This window comes from Eubacterium sp. AB3007 (assembly GCF_000688015.1).
In the GTDB taxonomy this organism is placed as follows: domain Bacteria; phylum Bacillota; class Clostridia; order Peptostreptococcales; family Anaerovoracaceae; genus Aminicella.
In genome coordinates this window covers 1,973,743-1,991,482 of record NZ_JIAD01000001.1, presented here as the reverse complement: position 1 = coordinate 1,991,482, position 17,740 = coordinate 1,973,743, and the positions used below count along the sequence as shown (strand labels likewise).

28 protein-coding genes are annotated in these 17,740 nt (G+C 52.2%); 2 read left to right on the top strand and 26 right to left on the bottom strand.

The window, feature by feature from the left end; translation table 11 throughout:
- The 17 genes from rpsH to P156_RS0109415 form a co-directional block, all read right to left on the bottom strand.
- Positions 1 to 399: a 30S ribosomal protein S8 gene (rpsH, locus tag P156_RS0109495; protein ID WP_027869906.1), complete on the bottom strand. Its 399-nt coding sequence runs from the start codon at positions 397 to 399 to the stop codon at positions 1 to 3.
- A 155-nt stretch (positions 400 to 554) separates the two neighbouring features.
- Positions 555 to 740, bottom strand: coding sequence for a type Z 30S ribosomal protein S14 (locus P156_RS0109490; protein ID WP_027869905.1), 186 nt, complete (start codon positions 738 to 740; stop codon positions 555 to 557).
- 12 nt (positions 741 to 752) lie between these two features.
- Positions 753 to 1,295, bottom strand: a complete 543-nt coding sequence (gene rplE, locus P156_RS0109485; protein ID WP_027869904.1) for a 50S ribosomal protein L5 — start codon at positions 1,293 to 1,295, stop codon at positions 753 to 755.
- Between the two features lie 17 nt (positions 1,296 to 1,312).
- A complete protein-coding gene (gene rplX / locus P156_RS0109480) occupies positions 1,313 to 1,618 on the bottom strand; it encodes a 50S ribosomal protein L24 (RefSeq protein WP_027869903.1) in 306 nt (101 codons plus the stop codon).
- A 12-nt stretch (positions 1,619 to 1,630) separates the two neighbouring features.
- Positions 1,631 to 2,005, bottom strand: coding sequence for a 50S ribosomal protein L14 (gene rplN, locus P156_RS0109475; protein WP_027869902.1), 375 nt, complete (start codon positions 2,003 to 2,005; stop codon positions 1,631 to 1,633).
- A 14-nt stretch (positions 2,006 to 2,019) separates the two neighbouring features.
- The gene (gene rpsQ, locus P156_RS0109470; protein ID WP_027869901.1) at positions 2,020 to 2,280 is read right to left on the bottom strand and encodes a 30S ribosomal protein S17; all 261 of its coding nucleotides are present in this window, start codon (positions 2,278 to 2,280) and stop codon (positions 2,020 to 2,022) included.
- 19 nt (positions 2,281 to 2,299) lie between these two features.
- Positions 2,300 to 2,503, bottom strand: a complete 204-nt coding sequence (rpmC, locus tag P156_RS0109465; RefSeq protein ID WP_027869900.1) for a 50S ribosomal protein L29 — start codon at positions 2,501 to 2,503, stop codon at positions 2,300 to 2,302.
- The gene (rplP, locus tag P156_RS0109460; RefSeq protein ID WP_027869899.1) at positions 2,503 to 2,937 is read right to left on the bottom strand and encodes a 50S ribosomal protein L16; all 435 of its coding nucleotides are present in this window, start codon (positions 2,935 to 2,937) and stop codon (positions 2,503 to 2,505) included. The genes rpmC and rplP overlap by 1 nt, the downstream gene beginning before the upstream one ends.
- 25 nt (positions 2,938 to 2,962) lie before the next feature.
- Complete coding sequence (gene rpsC, locus P156_RS0109455; RefSeq protein WP_027869898.1) at positions 2,963 to 3,811, bottom strand: 30S ribosomal protein S3; 849 nt, start codon at positions 3,809 to 3,811, stop codon at positions 2,963 to 2,965.
- A gap of 13 nt (positions 3,812 to 3,824) precedes the next feature.
- Entirely contained in the window at positions 3,825 to 4,163 is a 339-nt protein-coding gene (gene rplV / locus P156_RS0109450; protein ID WP_027869897.1) for a 50S ribosomal protein L22, read from the bottom strand.
- A gap of 17 nt (positions 4,164 to 4,180) precedes the next feature.
- Entirely contained in the window at positions 4,181 to 4,456 is a 276-nt protein-coding gene (gene rpsS / locus P156_RS0109445; RefSeq protein ID WP_027869896.1) for a 30S ribosomal protein S19, read from the bottom strand.
- Between the two features lie 15 nt (positions 4,457 to 4,471).
- Positions 4,472 to 5,305, bottom strand: a complete 834-nt coding sequence (gene rplB, locus P156_RS0109440) for a 50S ribosomal protein L2 (RefSeq protein ID WP_027869895.1) — start codon at positions 5,303 to 5,305, stop codon at positions 4,472 to 4,474.
- An 18-nt stretch (positions 5,306 to 5,323) separates the two neighbouring features.
- Positions 5,324 to 5,614, bottom strand: a complete 291-nt coding sequence (gene rplW / locus P156_RS0109435; RefSeq protein WP_027869894.1) for a 50S ribosomal protein L23 — start codon at positions 5,612 to 5,614, stop codon at positions 5,324 to 5,326.
- Entirely contained in the window at positions 5,614 to 6,237 is a 624-nt protein-coding gene (gene rplD, locus P156_RS0109430) for a 50S ribosomal protein L4 (RefSeq protein WP_027869893.1), read from the bottom strand. Before rplD ends, rplW begins: the two co-directional genes overlap by 1 nt.
- 27 nt (positions 6,238 to 6,264) lie before the next feature.
- Complete coding sequence (gene rplC, locus P156_RS0109425; RefSeq protein WP_027869892.1) at positions 6,265 to 6,900, bottom strand: 50S ribosomal protein L3; 636 nt, start codon at positions 6,898 to 6,900, stop codon at positions 6,265 to 6,267.
- Between the two features lie 89 nt (positions 6,901 to 6,989).
- Positions 6,990 to 7,301: a 30S ribosomal protein S10 gene (gene rpsJ / locus P156_RS0109420; RefSeq protein ID WP_027869891.1), complete on the bottom strand. Its 312-nt coding sequence runs from the start codon at positions 7,299 to 7,301 to the stop codon at positions 6,990 to 6,992.
- Positions 7,302 to 7,803: 502 nt separating this feature from the next.
- Complete coding sequence (locus P156_RS0109415; RefSeq protein ID WP_027869890.1) at positions 7,804 to 8,181, bottom strand: desulfoferrodoxin family protein; 378 nt, start codon at positions 8,179 to 8,181, stop codon at positions 7,804 to 7,806.
- Between the two features lie 86 nt (positions 8,182 to 8,267).
- Here P156_RS0109415 and P156_RS0109410 point away from each other — a divergent pair, with 86 nt between their 5' ends.
- Positions 8,268 to 9,215, top strand: a complete 948-nt coding sequence (locus P156_RS0109410; protein WP_027869889.1) for an MBL fold metallo-hydrolase — start codon at positions 8,268 to 8,270, stop codon at positions 9,213 to 9,215.
- A 53-nt stretch (positions 9,216 to 9,268) separates the two neighbouring features.
- On the opposite strand, the gene P156_RS0109405 is transcribed toward P156_RS0109410, so the two are convergent.
- Genes P156_RS0109405 through P156_RS12335 form a run of 7 tightly spaced genes read right to left on the bottom strand, consistent with a single transcriptional unit; the run spans position 9,269 to position 15,797 of the window.
- On the bottom strand, positions 9,269 to 10,426 hold the full coding sequence (locus P156_RS0109405; RefSeq protein WP_027869888.1) for a pyridoxal phosphate-dependent aminotransferase: 1,158 nt from the start codon (positions 10,424 to 10,426) through the stop codon (positions 9,269 to 9,271).
- Positions 10,427 to 10,445: 19 nt separating this feature from the next.
- Positions 10,446 to 11,672 (bottom strand): CaiB/BaiF CoA-transferase family protein, encoded by a 1,227-nt coding sequence (locus P156_RS0109400; RefSeq protein ID WP_027869887.1) that lies wholly within the window; start codon positions 11,670 to 11,672, stop codon positions 10,446 to 10,448.
- 39 nt (positions 11,673 to 11,711) lie between these two features.
- Positions 11,712 to 12,254: a 2-oxoacid:acceptor oxidoreductase family protein gene (locus P156_RS0109395; protein WP_027869886.1), complete on the bottom strand. Its 543-nt coding sequence runs from the start codon at positions 12,252 to 12,254 to the stop codon at positions 11,712 to 11,714.
- On the bottom strand, positions 12,251 to 12,991 hold the full coding sequence (locus P156_RS0109390) for a thiamine pyrophosphate-dependent enzyme (RefSeq protein ID WP_027869885.1): 741 nt from the start codon (positions 12,989 to 12,991) through the stop codon (positions 12,251 to 12,253). Before P156_RS0109390 ends, P156_RS0109395 begins: the two co-directional genes overlap by 4 nt.
- Before the next feature lie 13 nt (positions 12,992 to 13,004).
- Positions 13,005 to 14,063: a 3-methyl-2-oxobutanoate dehydrogenase subunit VorB gene (gene vorB / locus P156_RS0109385; protein ID WP_027869884.1), complete on the bottom strand. Its 1,059-nt coding sequence runs from the start codon at positions 14,061 to 14,063 to the stop codon at positions 13,005 to 13,007.
- A complete protein-coding gene (locus P156_RS0109380; protein WP_027869883.1) occupies positions 14,063 to 14,281 on the bottom strand; it encodes a 4Fe-4S dicluster domain-containing protein in 219 nt (72 codons plus the stop codon). Before P156_RS0109380 ends, vorB begins: the two co-directional genes overlap by 1 nt.
- Positions 14,282 to 14,303: 22 nt before the next feature.
- On the bottom strand, positions 14,304 to 15,797 hold the full coding sequence (locus P156_RS12335; RefSeq protein WP_051600887.1) for a hypothetical protein: 1,494 nt from the start codon (positions 15,795 to 15,797) through the stop codon (positions 14,304 to 14,306).
- A gap of 328 nt (positions 15,798 to 16,125) precedes the next feature.
- Between P156_RS12335 and P156_RS0109370 the strand changes: the two genes are divergently transcribed.
- Complete coding sequence (locus tag P156_RS0109370; RefSeq protein ID WP_027869882.1) at positions 16,126 to 16,827, top strand: DUF554 domain-containing protein; 702 nt, start codon at positions 16,126 to 16,128, stop codon at positions 16,825 to 16,827.
- 41 nt (positions 16,828 to 16,868) lie between these two features.
- On the opposite strand, the gene P156_RS0109365 is transcribed toward P156_RS0109370, so the two are convergent.
- Together P156_RS0109365 and P156_RS12330 are read right to left on the bottom strand one after the other, a co-directional pair.
- Positions 16,869 to 17,081, bottom strand: coding sequence for a hypothetical protein (locus P156_RS0109365; RefSeq protein WP_027869881.1), 213 nt, complete (start codon positions 17,079 to 17,081; stop codon positions 16,869 to 16,871).
- Positions 17,074 to 17,709, bottom strand: a complete 636-nt coding sequence (locus tag P156_RS12330; protein WP_034802498.1) for an AAA family ATPase — start codon at positions 17,707 to 17,709, stop codon at positions 17,074 to 17,076. Before P156_RS12330 ends, P156_RS0109365 begins: the two co-directional genes overlap by 8 nt.
- Between the last annotated feature and the right edge of the window lie 31 nt (positions 17,710 to 17,740).

Genomic DNA, 17,740 nt, shown 5'->3' with positions numbered 1-17,740 from the left:
CTACCATACATAACAGATTACTTCGCCGCCAACGCCCAGCTCTCTGGCTTTCTTGTCGCTTACGATCCCGTTGGATGTGGAGATGATTGCGATACCCAGTCCGCCCAGAACTCTCGGTACGTCGTTTGCCTTTGCATAGACCTTCAGGCCCGGCTTGGAAATCTTCTTGATACCAGTGATAACTCTTTCTTTGCCAGCACCGTATTTCAGTGTTACCTTGATGCTGCCCTGCACGCTGTCATCTTTGACCTCGTAGTCAGTGATGTATCCCTCATCCTTCAGGATCTCAACGATCGCCTTCTTCATCTTGGATGCAGGGAACTCAACTGTCTCGTGACCAACAGAGTTCGCGTTTCTGATTCTTGTCAGCATATCCGCAATCGGATCTGTCATTGTCATGTCTGTATACTCCCTTCTTGTGTAGTATGAGAGACCTGACCCCATTTCCCGAAGGGAAATGGCTGGTAGGTCCTCGGCCAGAACCGCAGAGGCTCCGCCTCGTGGCGGTTTACGGCCAATTGCTCCCACTTGCACAAAGCTTATTTCTATGTATTTTACCAGCTAGCCTTACGAACGCCCGGGATCTCTCCCTTGTATGCCAGCTCTCTGAAGCAGATACGGCAGATTCCATACTTCTTCAGCACAGAGTGCGGTCTCCCGCAGATGCTGCATCTCGTGTAAGCACGAGTCGCATACTTAGGCTTTCTCTGCTGTTTTACTTTAAGAGATGTCTTTGCCATTTCAACCTCCTGCTACTTCTCAAACGGCATGCCCAGCAACTCCAGAAGCGCCTGTGCTTCCTCGTCGGTCTTCGCCGTTGTAGTGAATACGATATTCATTCCCTTGATAGTATCAACATCATCGTAGTTGATCTCAGGGAAGATCAGCTGCTCCTTCAGACCCATGGAGTAGTTGCCTCTCCCGTCGAAGGAATTTCTGCTGACACCTTTGAAGTCTCTTACACGAGGAAGAGAAACGTTGAACAGTTTGTCGACAAAGTCATACATGTTGTCGCCTCTGAGGGTAACCTTTGCGCCTACCGGCATACCCTGTCTGACCTTGAAGTTCGCGATGGACTTCTTCGCCTTGGTGATGACAGGTCTCTGTCCGGTGATCAGTGCGATCTCCTCAACAGCAGACTCCAGAATCTTTGCGTTTTCCTTGGCTTCGCCCAGTCCCATGTTCAGGGTGACCTTGGTCAGCTTTGGAACTTCCATGACGTTGGAATAATGGAACTTGTCCATCAGCGCCTTGAATACTTCTTTATCGTAAGTTTCCTTTAATCTTGTTGCCAAAACCTTCTCCTCCTTTCCTAGTCGATTACGTTTCCGGTCTTGCGGTTAACTCTGACCTTCCGGCCATCCTTGACCTCATAACCGATCTTGACCGGCTGCTTTGCTTTGTCGTCGTAGAACATCACGTTGGAAGCATCGATGGGTCCCTCAACGTGCTTGATCTCAGCGCGCTCTCTCTGGGTCTGCTTCTGGTGCTTGGTCTGGACGTTGACGCCCTCTACGATCACTCTGTTTTCCTTCGGCATGGCCTTCAGGACCTTGCCAACCTTGCCCTTGTCTTTTCCGGTAATAACGATTACCATATCATCTTTTTTAATACGCATTCGTTACACCTCCTACAGTACTTCCGGAGCCAGAGACACGATCTTCATGAATCCCTTCTCTCTGAGCTCTCTGGCTACAGGTCCGAAGATACGTGTTCCAACCGGGGTTTTATCGTTTCTATCCTTGATGATTACTGCAGCATTCTGGTCGAACTTGACGTAGCTTCCATCTGCTCTTCTGGCGCCCTTCTTGGTTCTGACCACTACTGCCTTGACAACCTGACCCTTCTTGACAACGCCGCCCGGAGTAGCATCCTTGACCGTGCAGACGATGACGTCTCCGATGTTCGCATACTGACGGCTGGTTCCGCCCAGGATGCGGATGCAAAGGAGCTCTTTTGCGCCCGAGTTGTCAGCCACTTTTAATCTTGTTTCTGTCTGAATCATGATCTGGCGCCTCCTTACTTAGCTTTCTCTACGATTCCGACAAGTCTCCATCTCTTGTCCTTGGACAGAGGTCTTGTCTCCATAATTCTTACTTTATCTCCGATGTTGCACTCGTTGTTCTCATCATGAGCCTTGACCTTCTTGGTCCTCTTTACTGCTTTTCCATAAAGAGAATGTCTTACGAAGTCTTCGATTGCAACTACGACAGTCTTATCCATCTTGTCGCTGACAACGACACCGACTTTGACTTTTCTTCTGTTTCTTACGTCAGCCATCTTACATCCTCCTTTCTGATTAAGCCTGAACCTTGTCAAGTTCCTTCTCTCTGATGATCGTCTTGACTCTGGCAATATTTCTCTTGACTTCTCTCATCTTGACAGGATTCTCGAGCTGCCCTGTGACATGCTGGAATCTCAGATTGAAAAGTTCCTTCTTCATCTTGTCCAGTTCAGCGTTGAGCTCAACATCTGTCATCTCTCTCATCTTGTTCAGATCCATTACGCTTCACCTTCCTTTACCTTTTCATTGCCCTTGACAACGAACTCTGTCTTGACCGGCAGCTTGTGGCTGGCAAGACGCATTGCCTCTCTGGCCACGGTCTCGCTGACACCGTCGATCTCGAACATCACTCTGCCGGGTTTCACAACGGCTACCCAGTACTCAGGAGCACCTTTACCGGATCCCATACGGACTTCAGCCGGCTTCTTGGTGACTGACTTGTGTGGGAAGATCTTGATGAAAACTTTGCCGCCTCTCTTGGTGTATCTCGTCATAGCGATTCTGGCAGCCTCGATCTGATTGGAAGTGATCCAGCCGCACTCTGTGGCGACAAGACCATATGCACCGTAGGTAACCTTGTTACCCTTGGTAGCCTTACCCTTCATTCTACCTCTATGAACTCTTCTATGCTTAACGCGCTTTGGCATCAACATGGGTAGTTCCTCCTTTCACTATTGCTTATTCCTGTGTCTCTGCTGCAGGAGCCTGCGCCTCTGCGGTCTTAGGTTCTTCCTTCGGAGCCTTTCTCATTCTCGGATTGACTGCCTTTGGAATCTCGCGGCGGTTGTCGTTTCTTCTGTCGTTTCTTCTTCCGCCTCTTCTTCTGTCGCCGTCTCTTCTGCCTTTTCTGTCTCTTCTGTCACGCTTCTCCTCGCGGATCGGGCTCTTCAGGCCCTTGTCCAGGACTTCGCCGTGATTGATCCAGACTTTGACACCGATCTTGCCGTAAGTCGTGTCTGCCTCAGCAAAACCGTAATCGATGTCGGCTCTCAGCGTATGCAGAGGAACATTACCCTCGCTGTATTTCTCGCTTCTGGCGATCTCTGCGCCGCCCAGTCTTCCGGAGCAGAGGATCTTGATGCCCTTTGCGTTGGCTTTCATGGTTCTGCCGATGGCCTGCTTCATGGCTCTACGGAAGGACACTCTGTGCTCCAGTGCGTCTGCAACGCTCTCAGCGGTCAGCTGTGCGTCCAGCTCGCTTCTTCTGATCTCTTCGATGTTGATGCGGATCTCTTTGCCTGTCATCTTCTCAAGCTTTTTCTTGAGGTCGTCGATGCCGGCACCAGATCTGCCGATTACCATGCCCGGTCTTGCGGTAAGAACGGTGATGGTCATCTTGTTTTCTGCAGCTCTCTCGATCAGGATCTTGGAGACGCCTGCGCCGTACAGGGTCTTCTTGATGAATGTTCTGACCTTATTATCTTCTGCAAGAAAATCTGCGAAATTTTCTTTTCCTGCGTACCATTTAGAATTCCAGTCCTTGATTACGCCTACTCTTAACCCGTGGGGGCTTACTTTCTGACCCATTCAATGAACCTCCTTAGTCTTCCTTCTCTTTAAGAGTGACAGCTACATGGCTTGATCTCTTAAGAATCATCGATGCTCTACCCTGTGCACCGGCTCTCCATCTCTTCATGGTCGGTCCCTGGTTGGCATAGATCTCTGCAACGTATAAATTATCCGGGTTCAGGTCGAAATTGTTTTCAGCGTTAGCGGCTGCTGATGCAACGACCTTTTCTACGATTTCAGCACCCTTTCCAGGGGTGAACTTGAGGATAGTCAGTGCCTCATTCAGATCCTTGCCTCTTACGAGATCTGTAACAGGCTTCAGCTTGGAAGGAGACATTCTGACGTATTTTGCAATTGCTCTTGCTTCCATTATTCTATCTCCCTTTCTTATCTCTTAGTCTTCTTGTCAGCAGCATGACCTCTGTAGGTTCTGGTAGGAGCAAACTCGCCCAGCTTATGTCCTACCATATCCTCTGTGATGTACACAGGAACATGCTTTCTGCCGTCGTGAACAGCGATCGTGTGTCCTACGAACTGCGGGAAAATAGTGGATGCTCTGGACCATGTCTGCACTACCTTCTTCTCGTTTGCCGCGTTCATTTCTTCGATTCTCTTCAGCAGCTTAGCTTCTACGAAAGGGCCTTTCTTTACTGATCTGCTCATTTAGTTGCTCCTTCCTTATTTCACATTTCTTCTCTTTACGATATACTTGTCAGAAGCTTTGTTCTTCTTTCTGGTCTTGTAACCGAGAGCAGGCTTACCCCAAGGAGTAACCGGGCTCTTACGACCAACCGGGGCCTTGCCCTCTCCACCACCGTGAGGATGGTCGTTCGGGTTCATGACGGAACCTCTGACAGTTGGTCTGAATCCCATGTGACGCTTACGTCCGGCCTTACCGATGGAGATGTTGGAGTGATCGGCATTTCCGACCTCACCGATGGTAGCTCTGCAGACCATCAGGATCTTTCTGACTTCTCCAGACGGCAGTCTGACCTGTGCGTACTTGTCTTCCTTCGCCATCAGCTGTGCGCCGTTTCCAGCGGATCTTACCAGCTGTGCGCCCTTGCCCGGCTTCATCTCGATGTTGTGGATGATAGTACCGACCGGGATGTTGGCGATAGGCAGTGTGTTTCCGACCTGGATATCGCAGTCAGGACCAGAGTAGATCACGTTTCCTACCTTCAGTCCTTCCGGAGCGATGATGTATCTCTTCTCACCGTCTGCGTAGACGATCAGTGCGATGTTAGCACTTCTGTTCGGATCATATTCGATGGCAGCAACCTTACCTGCGATGCCGTCCTTGTTTCTCTTGAAATCAATGATCCTGTATCTTCTTCTGGCACCGCCACCTCTATGTCTGACGGTGATCTTTCCTCTGGAATTTCTTCCGGAGTGCTTCTTGAGGCTTGTTGTCAGCGATTTCTCCGGGGTCTTCTTGGTGATCTCCTCAAAAGTGGAAACCGTCATTCCTCTCAGACCCGGGGAAGTCGGATTATATTTTCTGATTCCCATTACAGTCGACCTCCTATTTTACAGATTTGCGAAGAACTCGATTTCCTTGCTGCCCTCTGTCAGGGTCACTATCGCCTTCTTGTAAGCAGCGGTTCTACCAACGTTTCTTCCCATTCTCTTGACTTTACCATTGACATTCATGATATTGACTTTCTCGACCTCGACATCAAAGATCTCTTCGATCGCGTTCTTGACCTCGGTCTTGTTCGCGTCGACGGCGACCTTGAATGTGTACTTCTTCTCAGCGGCCTTGTCCATGGACTGCTCACTGATGATCGGTCTGATGACTACGTCGTATGCGGATCTCATTATAAGTACACCTCCTCGATCTTTTCGATTGCTTCCTTGGTGACGATGAAGCTGTCGTGGTTTACGATCTCATATACGTTCATGGTGCCTACCAGCGCTGTTCTTACGCCAGGGATGTTTGCTGCGGACTTCACAACGTTCTCATCCTTAGCGGCGGTGATGATCAGCGGCTTCTTGCCAGCCTTGATGTTGGCCAGTGTAGCGACCATCTCCTTGGTCTTAGGAGCTTCCATCTTCAGCTCGTCCAGAACGATCATCTCGCCATCTGCTACCTTGGCAGAGAGAGCTGACAGCATCGCCAGTCTCTTGACCTTCTTAGGTACGGAATAGCTGTAATCTCTCGGCTTGGGTGCGAATACCACACCGCCTCCAATCTGCGACGGGTCTGTGCTAGATCCCTGTCTGTGGCGGCCTGTCCCCTTCTGTCTGAAAGGCTTCCGTCCGCCCCCTCTGACTTCGCCTCTTGTCTTAGCAGACTGAGTACCCTGTCTCTGGTTAGCCAGGTAGTTCTTCACTACGTCGTGAACCGCGTTCTCGTTTGGCTCGATGCCAAAAATTTCATCCTTCAGCTCGATGGTGCCAGCTTCCTGTCCGGCCATGTTGAGCATTGTAATTGTTGCCATTTACGCTTCCTCCTTTCCTCAGTCTGATTATTTGTCCTGACCCTTGACAGCGTATCTGATCTTGACCAGGCTTCCTCTTCCTCCCGGAACAGCGCCCTTGACCAGCATCAGATTTCTGTCAGTGTCGATCTTCACGAGTTCTACGTTCTGAACTGTCACGGTATCTCTGCCCATGCGGCCCGGACCTGCGTTGCCCGGGAATACTCTGGATGGATAAGTCGCACCTGCCAGAGCGCCGGCCAGTCTCTTGTGCTTGGAACCGTGGCTCATGGGGCCTCTGTGGTGTCCGTGTCTCTTGATGTTACCCTGAGTTCCCTTACCCTTGGAAACACCAGTGATGTCCAGCTTCTTTCCTTCTTCGAAATCAGCAACGGTGATCACCTGTCCCAGCTCATAGGTCTCTCCCTCTTCTGGTCTGAACTCTGTCAGATACTTCTTGGGGGAGGTGCCGCTCTTCTCAAAGTGGCCGGTCATCGGCTTGTTCACTCTCTGCGGCTTCTGATCCTCAAAGCCTACCTGTACGGCTTCGTATCCATCTGTCTCGACAGTCTTGATCTGAGTGACTACCTCAGGACCTGCTTCGATGACAGTCACAGGAATCACAGCGCCTGATTCTGCGAAAATCTGGGTCATCCCGACTTTCTTTCCTAAAATTGCCTTCATATAGTTTTTCCTCCATTCTTTGCATTGGTGAACCACTGACCCGCTCCTTGCGGAGGGCATCATGTCTCACATACTTAAGGGGAATTCCCTTACTGTTTGATCTCGATGTACACGCCAGCCGGCATATCCAGCTTGGTGAGCGCGTCAATCGTCTGCAGAGTCGCGTTGGTGATGTCGATGAGTCTCTTGTGAGTCCTCTGCTCGAACTGCTCTCTGCTGTCCTTGTACTTATGGACTGCACGGATGATGGTGGTGACTTCCTTCTCGGTGGGGAGAGGAATCGGTCCGGATACATCTGCGCCGGTCTTCTTGGCTGTCTCAACGATCTTGGCCGCTGACTGATCCAGCATTGCGTGATCATAAGCCTTCAGTTTGATTCTGATCTTCTGTAATTCGCTCATTTTTTCCTCCATTTGATGTTTAGTACTGTTATCGCTATTCTCGTACAAGGGCCGCCCATTGATTTTTCAACGTTCGGGCTGTTTGCCCACTTGCGACACGCCGCCGTGCGTTTCCATATCGGATTGCACGAAATAAAATCAGCAGGCCCTCCGCCCCCGTCCAGCGGGGACTATTCTCCACGGAAATTACCTGATAGCTCAGCAACTTCCCGCTTCAACGCCTAACGCAAGCCTTTTTAGTATATATGAAAAAGCGCAAGAATGCAAGGGTTTTTTCGAAATTTCTCTGGTCATACACCCAACTATTTTTCACCATCTATACGAGGTAGAAACATTGGTATTTCAATCACTATATGTCGTATATATTTACACGCATTCGGGCGTACACATACTTTTTCACAGCGCCAATTGGACAAAAACTTTAGCAAAGTAAAAATTTTTCAGAAAATTAAAAACCTCTGCGCCATAAACGCAGAGGTTACTATCCAACAGGGGATCCTGTTTACAGATCTGCCTTCCACAGTCCGTGGAGCGTGCAGTACTCATAAGCGGCTACCGGCTTGTCATCCGGTGTGATCGCAAAGACTGCCTCCGGCTTGTCTGTGGGCTTCAGCCACTTCACCTGCAGAGCATGCTCTGTTTCCAGCAAGATGCTGCCGATGTAGTGTTCCTCCGTCATGGGGTGCTCTACCTCGCCGACCTTGACGGTAACCTTGCCGTCCTCCAGAACGCAGGCTGGAATGTGCTTCTCAAAAGCAGCCTCTTCCGTGTTGGCCTTCAGCAGTTCCATGGGCTCGCCGCAACATACGATAGGAACACCGGTCTTGTATGCCATGATCACGATGTTTCCGCAGTGTGAGCATCTATACATTTCTAACATTTTTGATTCCTCCTTGCTCTTTCGGTATGATTTTGCTTATAATGATTATATACTCAAAAAACAAGAAAGTAAACAAGGAGAACAGCATGAAATGGAGAAATCCGGACCAGGAACGTCCGTACTATAGTAAATACCAGAAACTGCAGGTCGAGAACCACCGGGACTGGTTTCAGGTATACCAGCTTCCCGGCCACGTCATCGCCATCTGTGAACCGCAGCACCTGCAGGAGGTGAACGTATTCCTGATTTTCGGAGAGGAGAAGGTGCTGATGATGGATTCTGGTATGGGGATCTGCGATATCCGCCCTCTGGTCGAAGAACTTTGTGCCCGGGAGGACGAACTGCACGGGAAAGAGGGAGGCAGTTACTTCAGCACCCTGGAGGTGGTGAACTGCCACTGTCACTTTGACCACACCGGCAACAACTGGCGCTTCGGTCAGGTCTGGGGCGCGGCAGATCCCGTGGCGGAGAAACAAGCGGCCCGCGGCGTGCCCTGCGCCCCTCTGGCCAACCAGTCTGACGAAGACATGTTCCTGCAGGGATATCCTGAGGGATTCGTTCCGTCCAACTACTGCGTTCGTCCCTATCGCTACAGGATCTGTCAGGATGGCCAGATTTTCCACCTGGGAGAACGGGATGTGGAATTCATCAACACACCGGGACACACCGAGGACCACGCCATGCTCTTCGATCACAGGTTTGGCATCCTCTTCGCCGGGGACATGATCTACTTCGGTGCGATCTATGTCCAGTTCGACAATGAGGTGATGGGACACTCCGACATCCAGGATTACATCGACTCCTTGGACAAGGTACGCTTCCGTTGCCCCGACATGCGGGCGATCTACGTGTCTCACAACGATTTTGTCACAGACAAAGCCGCTATCACCGAGATCCGGGACGCTCTCACGGCAGTCCGGGACGGCACGGCAGAAGGAGAGCCCCTGCAGGATGAGAAGTACGGCTACTTTCAGGATCCGCCCACTATGCGGCAATATCAGTTTGATGGATTCTCCATCGTAGCGGGAAAATAGTCAATACAGGGAGAGGCCCTCTCTCCCTGTAGCATCTTGCTTTGTGCATCGCCCTACCGCAGCGCTGCCTCGATCCTGTCGAACGCCTCCTTCAGAGTGTCCACTCCGACGGTACAGGCAATGCGTAGGTACCCTTCGCCGCACTCCCCAAAGGCATTTCCGGGCAGGGTGAGGACATGCGCTTTCTTCAGGAACATATCCGCCGCCTCCACACTGGAAAGCCCTGTCTCTTTGATATTAATAAATAGATAGAAACTACCCTTCGGTGGATTGATGACACTGATCCCGGGGATATCTGTGATCCGTTCCGCAGCATAGAACATTCTCTTTCTGTATTCTTCTACCATAGACGGCTGGACCTCTGCCCTGTGCCGCAGGGCATAGATACCGGCACGCTGAGAGATGGAAGGCGCCGTGAACACCACATTCTCATTGATCTGCTGAATGATCTGGATGATGTACCGCGGGGCGATGATGTTGCCCACACGCCAACCGGTCATGGTGAAGTTCTTGGAGAAGGAGTTGATAACGATGGTCCGTTCCTGCATTCCCGGCAGAGATGCGAAAGGAACGAAGGGGTTCTGGTAGCTGAAGGCGGTATAGATGTCATCCGCCACCACGATCAGGTCATACTTCTCGGCCACCGCTGCGATCTTCTCCATGGTTTCCACCGTGAGACAGTTTCCTGTCGGGTTACTTGGAGAATTGATGACCAGAGCCTTGGTGCGTTCGTTGATCAGACCCTCCAGCCGGTCCACATCGATCTGAAAGTCCTCCTCTTCATAGGTAGGAAGTTCCACAGGGATCCCTCTGGCCAGCTCCACCTGCTGTGGATAGGGGGTGAAGTACGGAGCCTGCAGGATCACCTCGTCCCCATCGTCCAGGATCGCCTCCATCACCAGATACATCGCCAGGCAGCCGGACGCGGACACAAAGATCTCTTCATCTGCCACTGTCATATCGTATTCTTCTTTGTAGAAATCCACGATGGCCTGCCGCAATTCAGGATCTCCCCGAAAGTCCGTATACTTGGTATGTCCAGCCTTAGCATCCCGGAAAGCCGCCTCGATGATCCGGTGATCCGTTGTCAGATCCGGATCCCCCAGGGAGAGGTCGATGACATCATCGAACATCTTTGCCATGACATCCGACTGCCCCATGGCAGTACTCTGATCCTTCCAATATCTCTTTGCAATGAATCTGTGCTTCATGGTGCTTTCCTCCCTCCCTTTATCGAACGGCCCCATGCTCTTTCATAGCCTGTATTTCCTCCGCCTCATAGCCCAACTCCGTCAGGATCTGATCCGTATCCTCGCCGATCGTACCGGTTGGTGCATAGTCACGGCGTCCATAGTCGCTGAAGGATACCGGAGGTGAGGGCATCATCACCCTGGTATGTGCCGCATCAGGAAACTCCACCGGCACCATATACCCATTCTCGATCGCCTGAGGATCCTTGCAGACATCCTTTGCGTTCTGCATGATCTCACAGGCCACACTGTTTGCGCTGAAGATCTCTCTCCATTCTTCCGCAGTCTTTGTAAGAAAAATCTCGTTGCACCGCCGGATGATCTCTTCGATGGATCCGGTCTTCTGCATGGTCTCGATATCCTCGTAACGCGGATCGTCCACGATCTCCTCGATACCGTACAGTTTCGCGATTTTCTCCTTGTCCTGCACATACTCATTGCAGTATACACCGATCCAACGGCCATCTTTGCACTTATATACGGTGTTGAAGGGGTCACTGGGCCGCAGCGGATGTGGGTTCAGATACTGCCTCTCGAACTGAGTCTGAACCACACCGATGGCGTTGCACCAGATTCCGTTGGCGAAGAGAGAGATGTCCACCTTGGTCCCCTTTCCGGTCTGAGATCGTCCATAGAGCGCCATCAGGATCCCCGACAGAAAGGCTGAACTGGTAGCCATATCCCCAAACGCGTAGGTAGGCAGCAGAGGGAAGGCCCCCTCCTCGCTCCAGTCTGCGATGGGGCCAGAGCGCATCCAGAAACAGCTGATGTCGAACCCGGGGTCATTGGCGGCCGGACCCTTTGGCCCGTAGCCGGAGAACAGCGCGTAGATCAGCCCCGGATTGGTCTCTTTCAGGGTGTCATAATCCAGACCGTTCCTGATCAGAGATTTCTCCCTGATGTTGGTGATGAACACATCCGCCTGGCCTATAAGCTCCAGAAGGACCTTCTTGCCCTCCTCTGTCTTGAAATTCAGTGAGACGAATCTCTTGTTGCTGTTGTGGATGGTAAACAGTGGGTTCAGATCATCCTCATATGGCGTGAACTCGTGCGTCCCTGCCAGACGCATCACATCTCCATCGATACCCTCCACCTTGATGACCTCCGCCCCATAAGCACAAAGCATCCGCGCCGTGGTGGGCGCCGCCACCACTGTCCCCATCTCTACGACCTTGACGCCCTGTAAAGGCAGTGTTTTCTCTTCCATAACCTATGCTCCAATCTACTCGTTGTATGTTCTCTCCAGTTATCGCTGGGCTGTCGCAGCCTCCGCCCCCTTGTCGAAGCACAAAGCATTCTTCGGGTTGTTCTTCCCCTTCTTTTCAAAGTAGTGCTCCATCCCTGCTTTCACATGGGCTGTATCGTACAGATCCGATGCTCCCGCCAAGGCTCCCAACATGATGATATTGGTGCCGTGTGGATTATTCAGTTCCTTGGCGATGGCAGTAGCCGGGATCCGGAACACTTGAATGTCCGGGCGATACTTCCTGTCCTCACTCACCAGGGAGCTATTCACAAGGAGCACCCCGCCGGGCTTCAGTCTCTCTTCAAATGTGTCGATGGCGGATTCACTCATAGTCAGGAGAATGTCCGGTTCCAGACAATACGGACTCTGCAGTTCCTTCTCCCCAATCTTCAGTTCACAGTTCGCTGCGCCGCCTCTCATCTCAAATCCATAGGAGGGATACCAGGAGACATTCTTCCCTTCTTCCATGGCGATGTCCGCCAGGATCATGCCGGCGACCAGCACGCCCTGTCCGCCGATTCCGGAACAGATCACTTCCATCATAGGTCACCTCCCTTGTCGATAAACTCCCCGAGCGGGAGATATTTGCTTTGTGTATCCTTGATGAATGCACAGGCATCCACTTCAGACATCTTCCAGTTGGTGGGGCACATGCTGAGCACGTCGATCAGGCAGAACCCTTCTCCGTTCATTTGCTTCTGCAGGGCCTTCTTGATAGCCTTCTTGGTTTTCTCCGTGTTGGCCGGTGTATTCACGGTGCATCTGGCCAGGTATGCCATATCTGTCTGCCCCAGGATCTTGGTGATGTCCACCATGCTCCCGTTTTTCTTCTCGTCCCGTCCAAAGGGAGATGTGGCGGTCTTCATTCCCGGGAGAGTCGTAGGCGACATCTGCCCGCCAGTCATTCCAAACACACTGTTATTGATAACGATGGCCAGGATATTCTCGTTTCGGATGGCGCTATACAGCGTGGACTCGATGCCAATGCTGTAGGCAGAGCCATCGCCTGGGCGAGCGATGACCAGCGCATCTGGCCGGGCATGTTTCAACCCCGCTGCTGTGACGATAGTCCTGCCATGCGCTCCCATGACGGTGTTGTACTTCAGAGCGAACTGGCCGAACTGTCCACAGGCGACATCGTCCGCCGTGAGGATTCGGTCACTGACCCCCAGTTCCTCCGCTGCTTCTGCGATGAGACGGCAGATGATCCCGTGTCCGCAGCCCGGACACCAGGAGGCCTGCTGTGTCATATCGATATCTTTTGGAATGGTGTAATTCATCTGCAGTCCCTCCTCAATACTTCTCTGCCATTTCCTTTAGTTTCTCAACGATCTTAAGTTCATTGATATTGTCCCAGTATTCTCCGTAGAATTCCACCGGATGGCGGTTTCCATCGGCCAGGATCACGTCATCCCGCATCTGACCCAGGATGTTCATTTCGATATCCAGGAAGGCTTTCACCTGGTCTCCCAGCTGATCGAAACCCTTCTTCGGGAATGGCCACAATGTGATAGGACGCAGAAGGCCAACCTTCAGTCCCTCCTTCCGGGCACGCTGCAGCGCCGACTTGGCCACACGAGAACTGGTACCGTAGGCCACCATGACGATCTCTGCGTCCTCTGTCTGCACTTCCTCCCAACGCTGTTCCTGTTCCATCCTTCCATACTTGTCCAGGATGTAGGCAGGATACTTGTGTCCTCCATCTTCCCAGTCCCAGTAGCGGTTCCAGATGGCCCTCTGGGGCTCTCCTTCCTTTCTTGGATGGAGGGCCCAGTCACAGCTGTCTACGTCGTGCTCCTTCATCTCCGGCAACTCCACCGGCTCGATCATCTGTCCGATGGTGGCGTCGGTGGCAATGAGCACCGGATGTCTGTACTTCTCTGCCAGATCAAAAGCCCCATAGGCCAGATCCACACTCTCCTGCACGCTGGCAGGCGCCAGCACGATGGTTCTGTAATCTCCGTGTCCACCGCCGCGAGTCAACTGCCAGTAATCGCCCTGCCCCATAAAGATATCTCCCAGAGCGCAGCCAATCCGCTGAACATCCACGATGACGGCCGGCAGATCACTGCCGCACAGGTAGGAGATCCCCTCCTGCTTCAGTGAGAACCCCGGTCCCGAAGTGGTGGTCAACGCCCTCATACCGCCGGCAGAAGCGCCCAGCAGCATATTGACACCTGCCAGTTCCGACTCCGTTTGCACGCAGTCTCCTCCGACCTCGTCCATGCGCCAGCAGAGATATTCCAGGATCTCTGACTGCGGCGTGATGGGATACCCGCTGAAAAACCGGCATCCGGCGCGCAGACAGGACTCCGCCAATGCTTCGTTTCCCTTCATCAGTACCTTTGCCATCACTGCTGCCCTCCTTCGTCCACGATCTCCAGGCAATAATCCGGGCACATCTTGTAACATGCACCACAGCCTATGCACTCCTTGCTCTCGTCGATCTGTACGATCTCAAAACCCTTCGCTCCCAGCTTTGTGGACGGGATCAAAACGTCCCTGGGACATACGCTGGAGCAAAGGTAGCACCCCTTGCACCGACTCTCATCGAGTATAACTTTTGCCATTCTTACCTCCCCGTGATGATGATTATGCTTTCTCTGCTGTCATGTTCTTTCCGACCATAACCTCGGTCGACTTCATAGGCTTACGTTCCTGCTTGACACCGTCGATATAGACGGTCCCGTCTTCCTGGATCTCCACAGTGTGTTTCTTCTTGTCGATCGCGTTGACCAGGAAGAAGATCACTGCGCTGACCAGCATGCCGTACATGATCGGGGTGGTGGCCGAAAGGCCGTCCTTCGCCATGAATGCCACGACGGTGAGGAAACTGCCCAGAAGGGACAGGAGTCCGGCTCTCGCACTCACCTGCTTCATCAGGAAGGCGAACACAAGCGGAATAAAGATACAGCCGGAGATAAACGCATAGGCTACGTCCAGCGCTACCAGCACACTCTGGATCCACAGAGCACACACGATGGCCAGCAGTCCTACAACGATGGCAATGCACCGGGTGATCATGATCCCCTGCTTTTCCGGGATTCCGGGCTTGGCGTTGGCTACTAGATCATTGAAGGCGACGGTAGCCGTACCCATGATCTCGCTGGAAGCGGTGGACATGACGGCGGCCAGAGCGGCTGCCAAAAGCACGCCTCTGATCCCCATCGGGGTGAAAGTGGTGGTTGCAGTGGCGAAAGCCAGGTCAGGATTCTCCAGATCCGGGATGGTGACCACCAGACAGAGCCCAATAATGATCAGTGCTACGGTATACAGGAAGATATACAGCGCCGCCAGAGCTGTTCCCCTTCTGGCGATCTTGGGACTCTTGGCCGTAAATGCTCGCTGCCATATATCCTGTCCAACCAGAAAGCCAGGTAGATACAGGAAGATGTAGGCCACGATCTTCGCCGCGCCCAGGTTCCCCAGATTCAGATGAGTCGCAGGGACCGCCTCTGCCAGAGCACCGATTCCTCCCACGCTGTGGATGGCCATGGCTGGACAAAGCACGATGATCCCCAGTGTCATGATCAGGAACTGGATGATGTCGGTGTAGGTCACTGCCCACATACCGCCGATGACCACATAGGCCAATACCACCACACCGCCGATCAGCATGGACACCTGCGTGGACAGACCGAACATGACGTTCATGATGGTGCCGGCCGCGACCACCTGTACTACGGCGACCATAAAGAGATAGATCATCATGACGACCGCACTCAACACTCTCGCATAGGGACCGTAAAATACACCGAAGCCTTCCGCGGCACTGAGAATTCTCATGTTGGTCAACTTGGTTCTCAGAAAGAGACTCAAGAGGAATATGCTTGCCGCGCATACACCTCCAAGCCAGATCGCTCCTACTCCGAAGTTATACGCCAGGGTGGAACTGCCCATGGTCAGTGAACCACCGATCACGCAGGCAGCCATCGCTGCTGTAAACCTCCAGATCCCGATACTTCTCCCTGCCACCATGAAATCCTCTGTGGTCTTGGCCTTTCGCGCCGTCCAGATTCCGACGCATACGAGCATCGCCAGATAACAGATGACGATAATGATGTCGAGTGTGGAAAACTGTGCCATGCCTTTTTCCTCCTTCTGCTTATTAATAAGATGCAGTTTTGAAATAGTTATAAGTATTTACTTGAAATTATCGATAATTATACCCTCCTCCTTATTCATTGTCAACATATAATCACAAATTTATGTATATTTTTTTGTCTACAGCAAACATATCCTGATATTTCGATCATTTCTTGCACATAAAACAGCGGTTTTCCATAGTTCTTGCTTTGGAAAACCGCCTGCATACACACAAAATATGCATTGTCTGTGTGTAATATCCTCTCGTCTTTACAAAACCCCAAAAACGTGATAGATTATTCACATTGAACCAACGGAGGGAAACGACATGATCGGAGTCATCGCAAATACCATATCTGTGCTGCTGGGCAGCACCATCGGCCTGATCGCCAAGAAGGCCATCCCTGATAGCTGGGGCGACACTATCCTGAAAGGAATGGGCCTGATCTCAATATTCATCGGCGTGTCAGGCATGCTGAAGGGAGAACAGACACTGGTGCTGGTACTCTCCATCGTCATCGGCGCCATGATCGGCCAGGGACTGGATATCGACGGCCGGTTCAACCGGTTCTCCAAGAAGATCGAAGCGAAGTTCGATGGCGGCAACGAGAACTCGACCTTTGCCCAGGCCTTCATCACCTCCAGTCTGCTGTTCTGCGTCGGAGCCATGACCATCGTGGGTCCCATGAACGCCGCACTGAAGGGAGACAACTCTCTTCTTTACACCAAAACAGTTATGGATGGCTTCAGTTCCATCATGATCGCCGCCTCGCTAGGGTTCGGCGTCCTGTTTTCTGCAGGCACCGTCCTGCTGCTGGAGGGCGGCATCTTCCTTGTGGCCGCCGCTGTAGCCCCCATGCTCAGCACCGCTGTCATCAACGAAATGACCTGCGCCGGCTCCCTCCTGATCGTGGCACTTGGGCTGAACCTGCTGAAGGCCACCGACCTGAAGGTCATGAACTACACCCCCGCCATCTTCCTGCCCATCGCCTTCTGCCCCCTGATGGACTGGCTGACCGGTCTAATGTAAGAAAAAGGGATGTCCCAAGATGGACATCCCTTTTCTGTATACTATTCCAGATCTTCGCCTGCCCAGTCGTCGCCAGACCATTCTTCGTTCGGCCACTCCTCATTGACAAAGATTTTCTTCATGACCTGATCCATTCCGATCACCAGGGTCATCCCTGTCACAAAGCCGACCCCCAGCACAGCGATCGCAACCTTGGCTGCCGTCGATGTCTTGCGGCGTCCCAGATCCGCACTGTTCTTACTCATCTTACTCATGATTTCCCTCCCTTACACCATAATTCCTCGTCTTGACGAACTCCACGATGAGGTCCGCTGCTGCTTCCTCGGAAATATAACTGGTATTGATACTCAGGTTGTAGTTTCTAAAATCCCCCCACTTCTGGCAGGTGTGGTAATTATAATAGTTGCCTCTGGCCTTGTCATAAGTCTGGATCTTCTTCTTGACCTCGTCCGGATCATCCCCGTAGATCTCTACACAGCGTTTGATCCTCTCCGGAAGCTCCGCATAGATGAATACGTTCGTCACATCCGGGATATCCTTCAGGATATAGTCCGCGCACCGGCCGACGATCACGCCCTCACCGAGTTCTCCGATCTGCTCGATGATGTCGAACTGGGTAAGAAAGAGCTTCTCGTTCATGGAGATGCCCTCCCCGGCAACCCCCTCTCCCAGACCCATGACTGACGAAAGCGTGTAGGAGAAACTGCTCTTGGCCCTAAGTTCAGCCTGCTCGATGATCTCTCTGGAGAGTCCACTCTTCTCGCATGCGATATCGATCAACTGCTTGTCATACAGTGGCACTCCGAGCTTCTCTGCGACGATTCCACCGATGAGGCGTCCTCCACTTCCGTATTCCCGACTGATGGTCAGCAATTTCTTCATTTTCTCAGACCTCCGTTTCCAGAGCAACCGT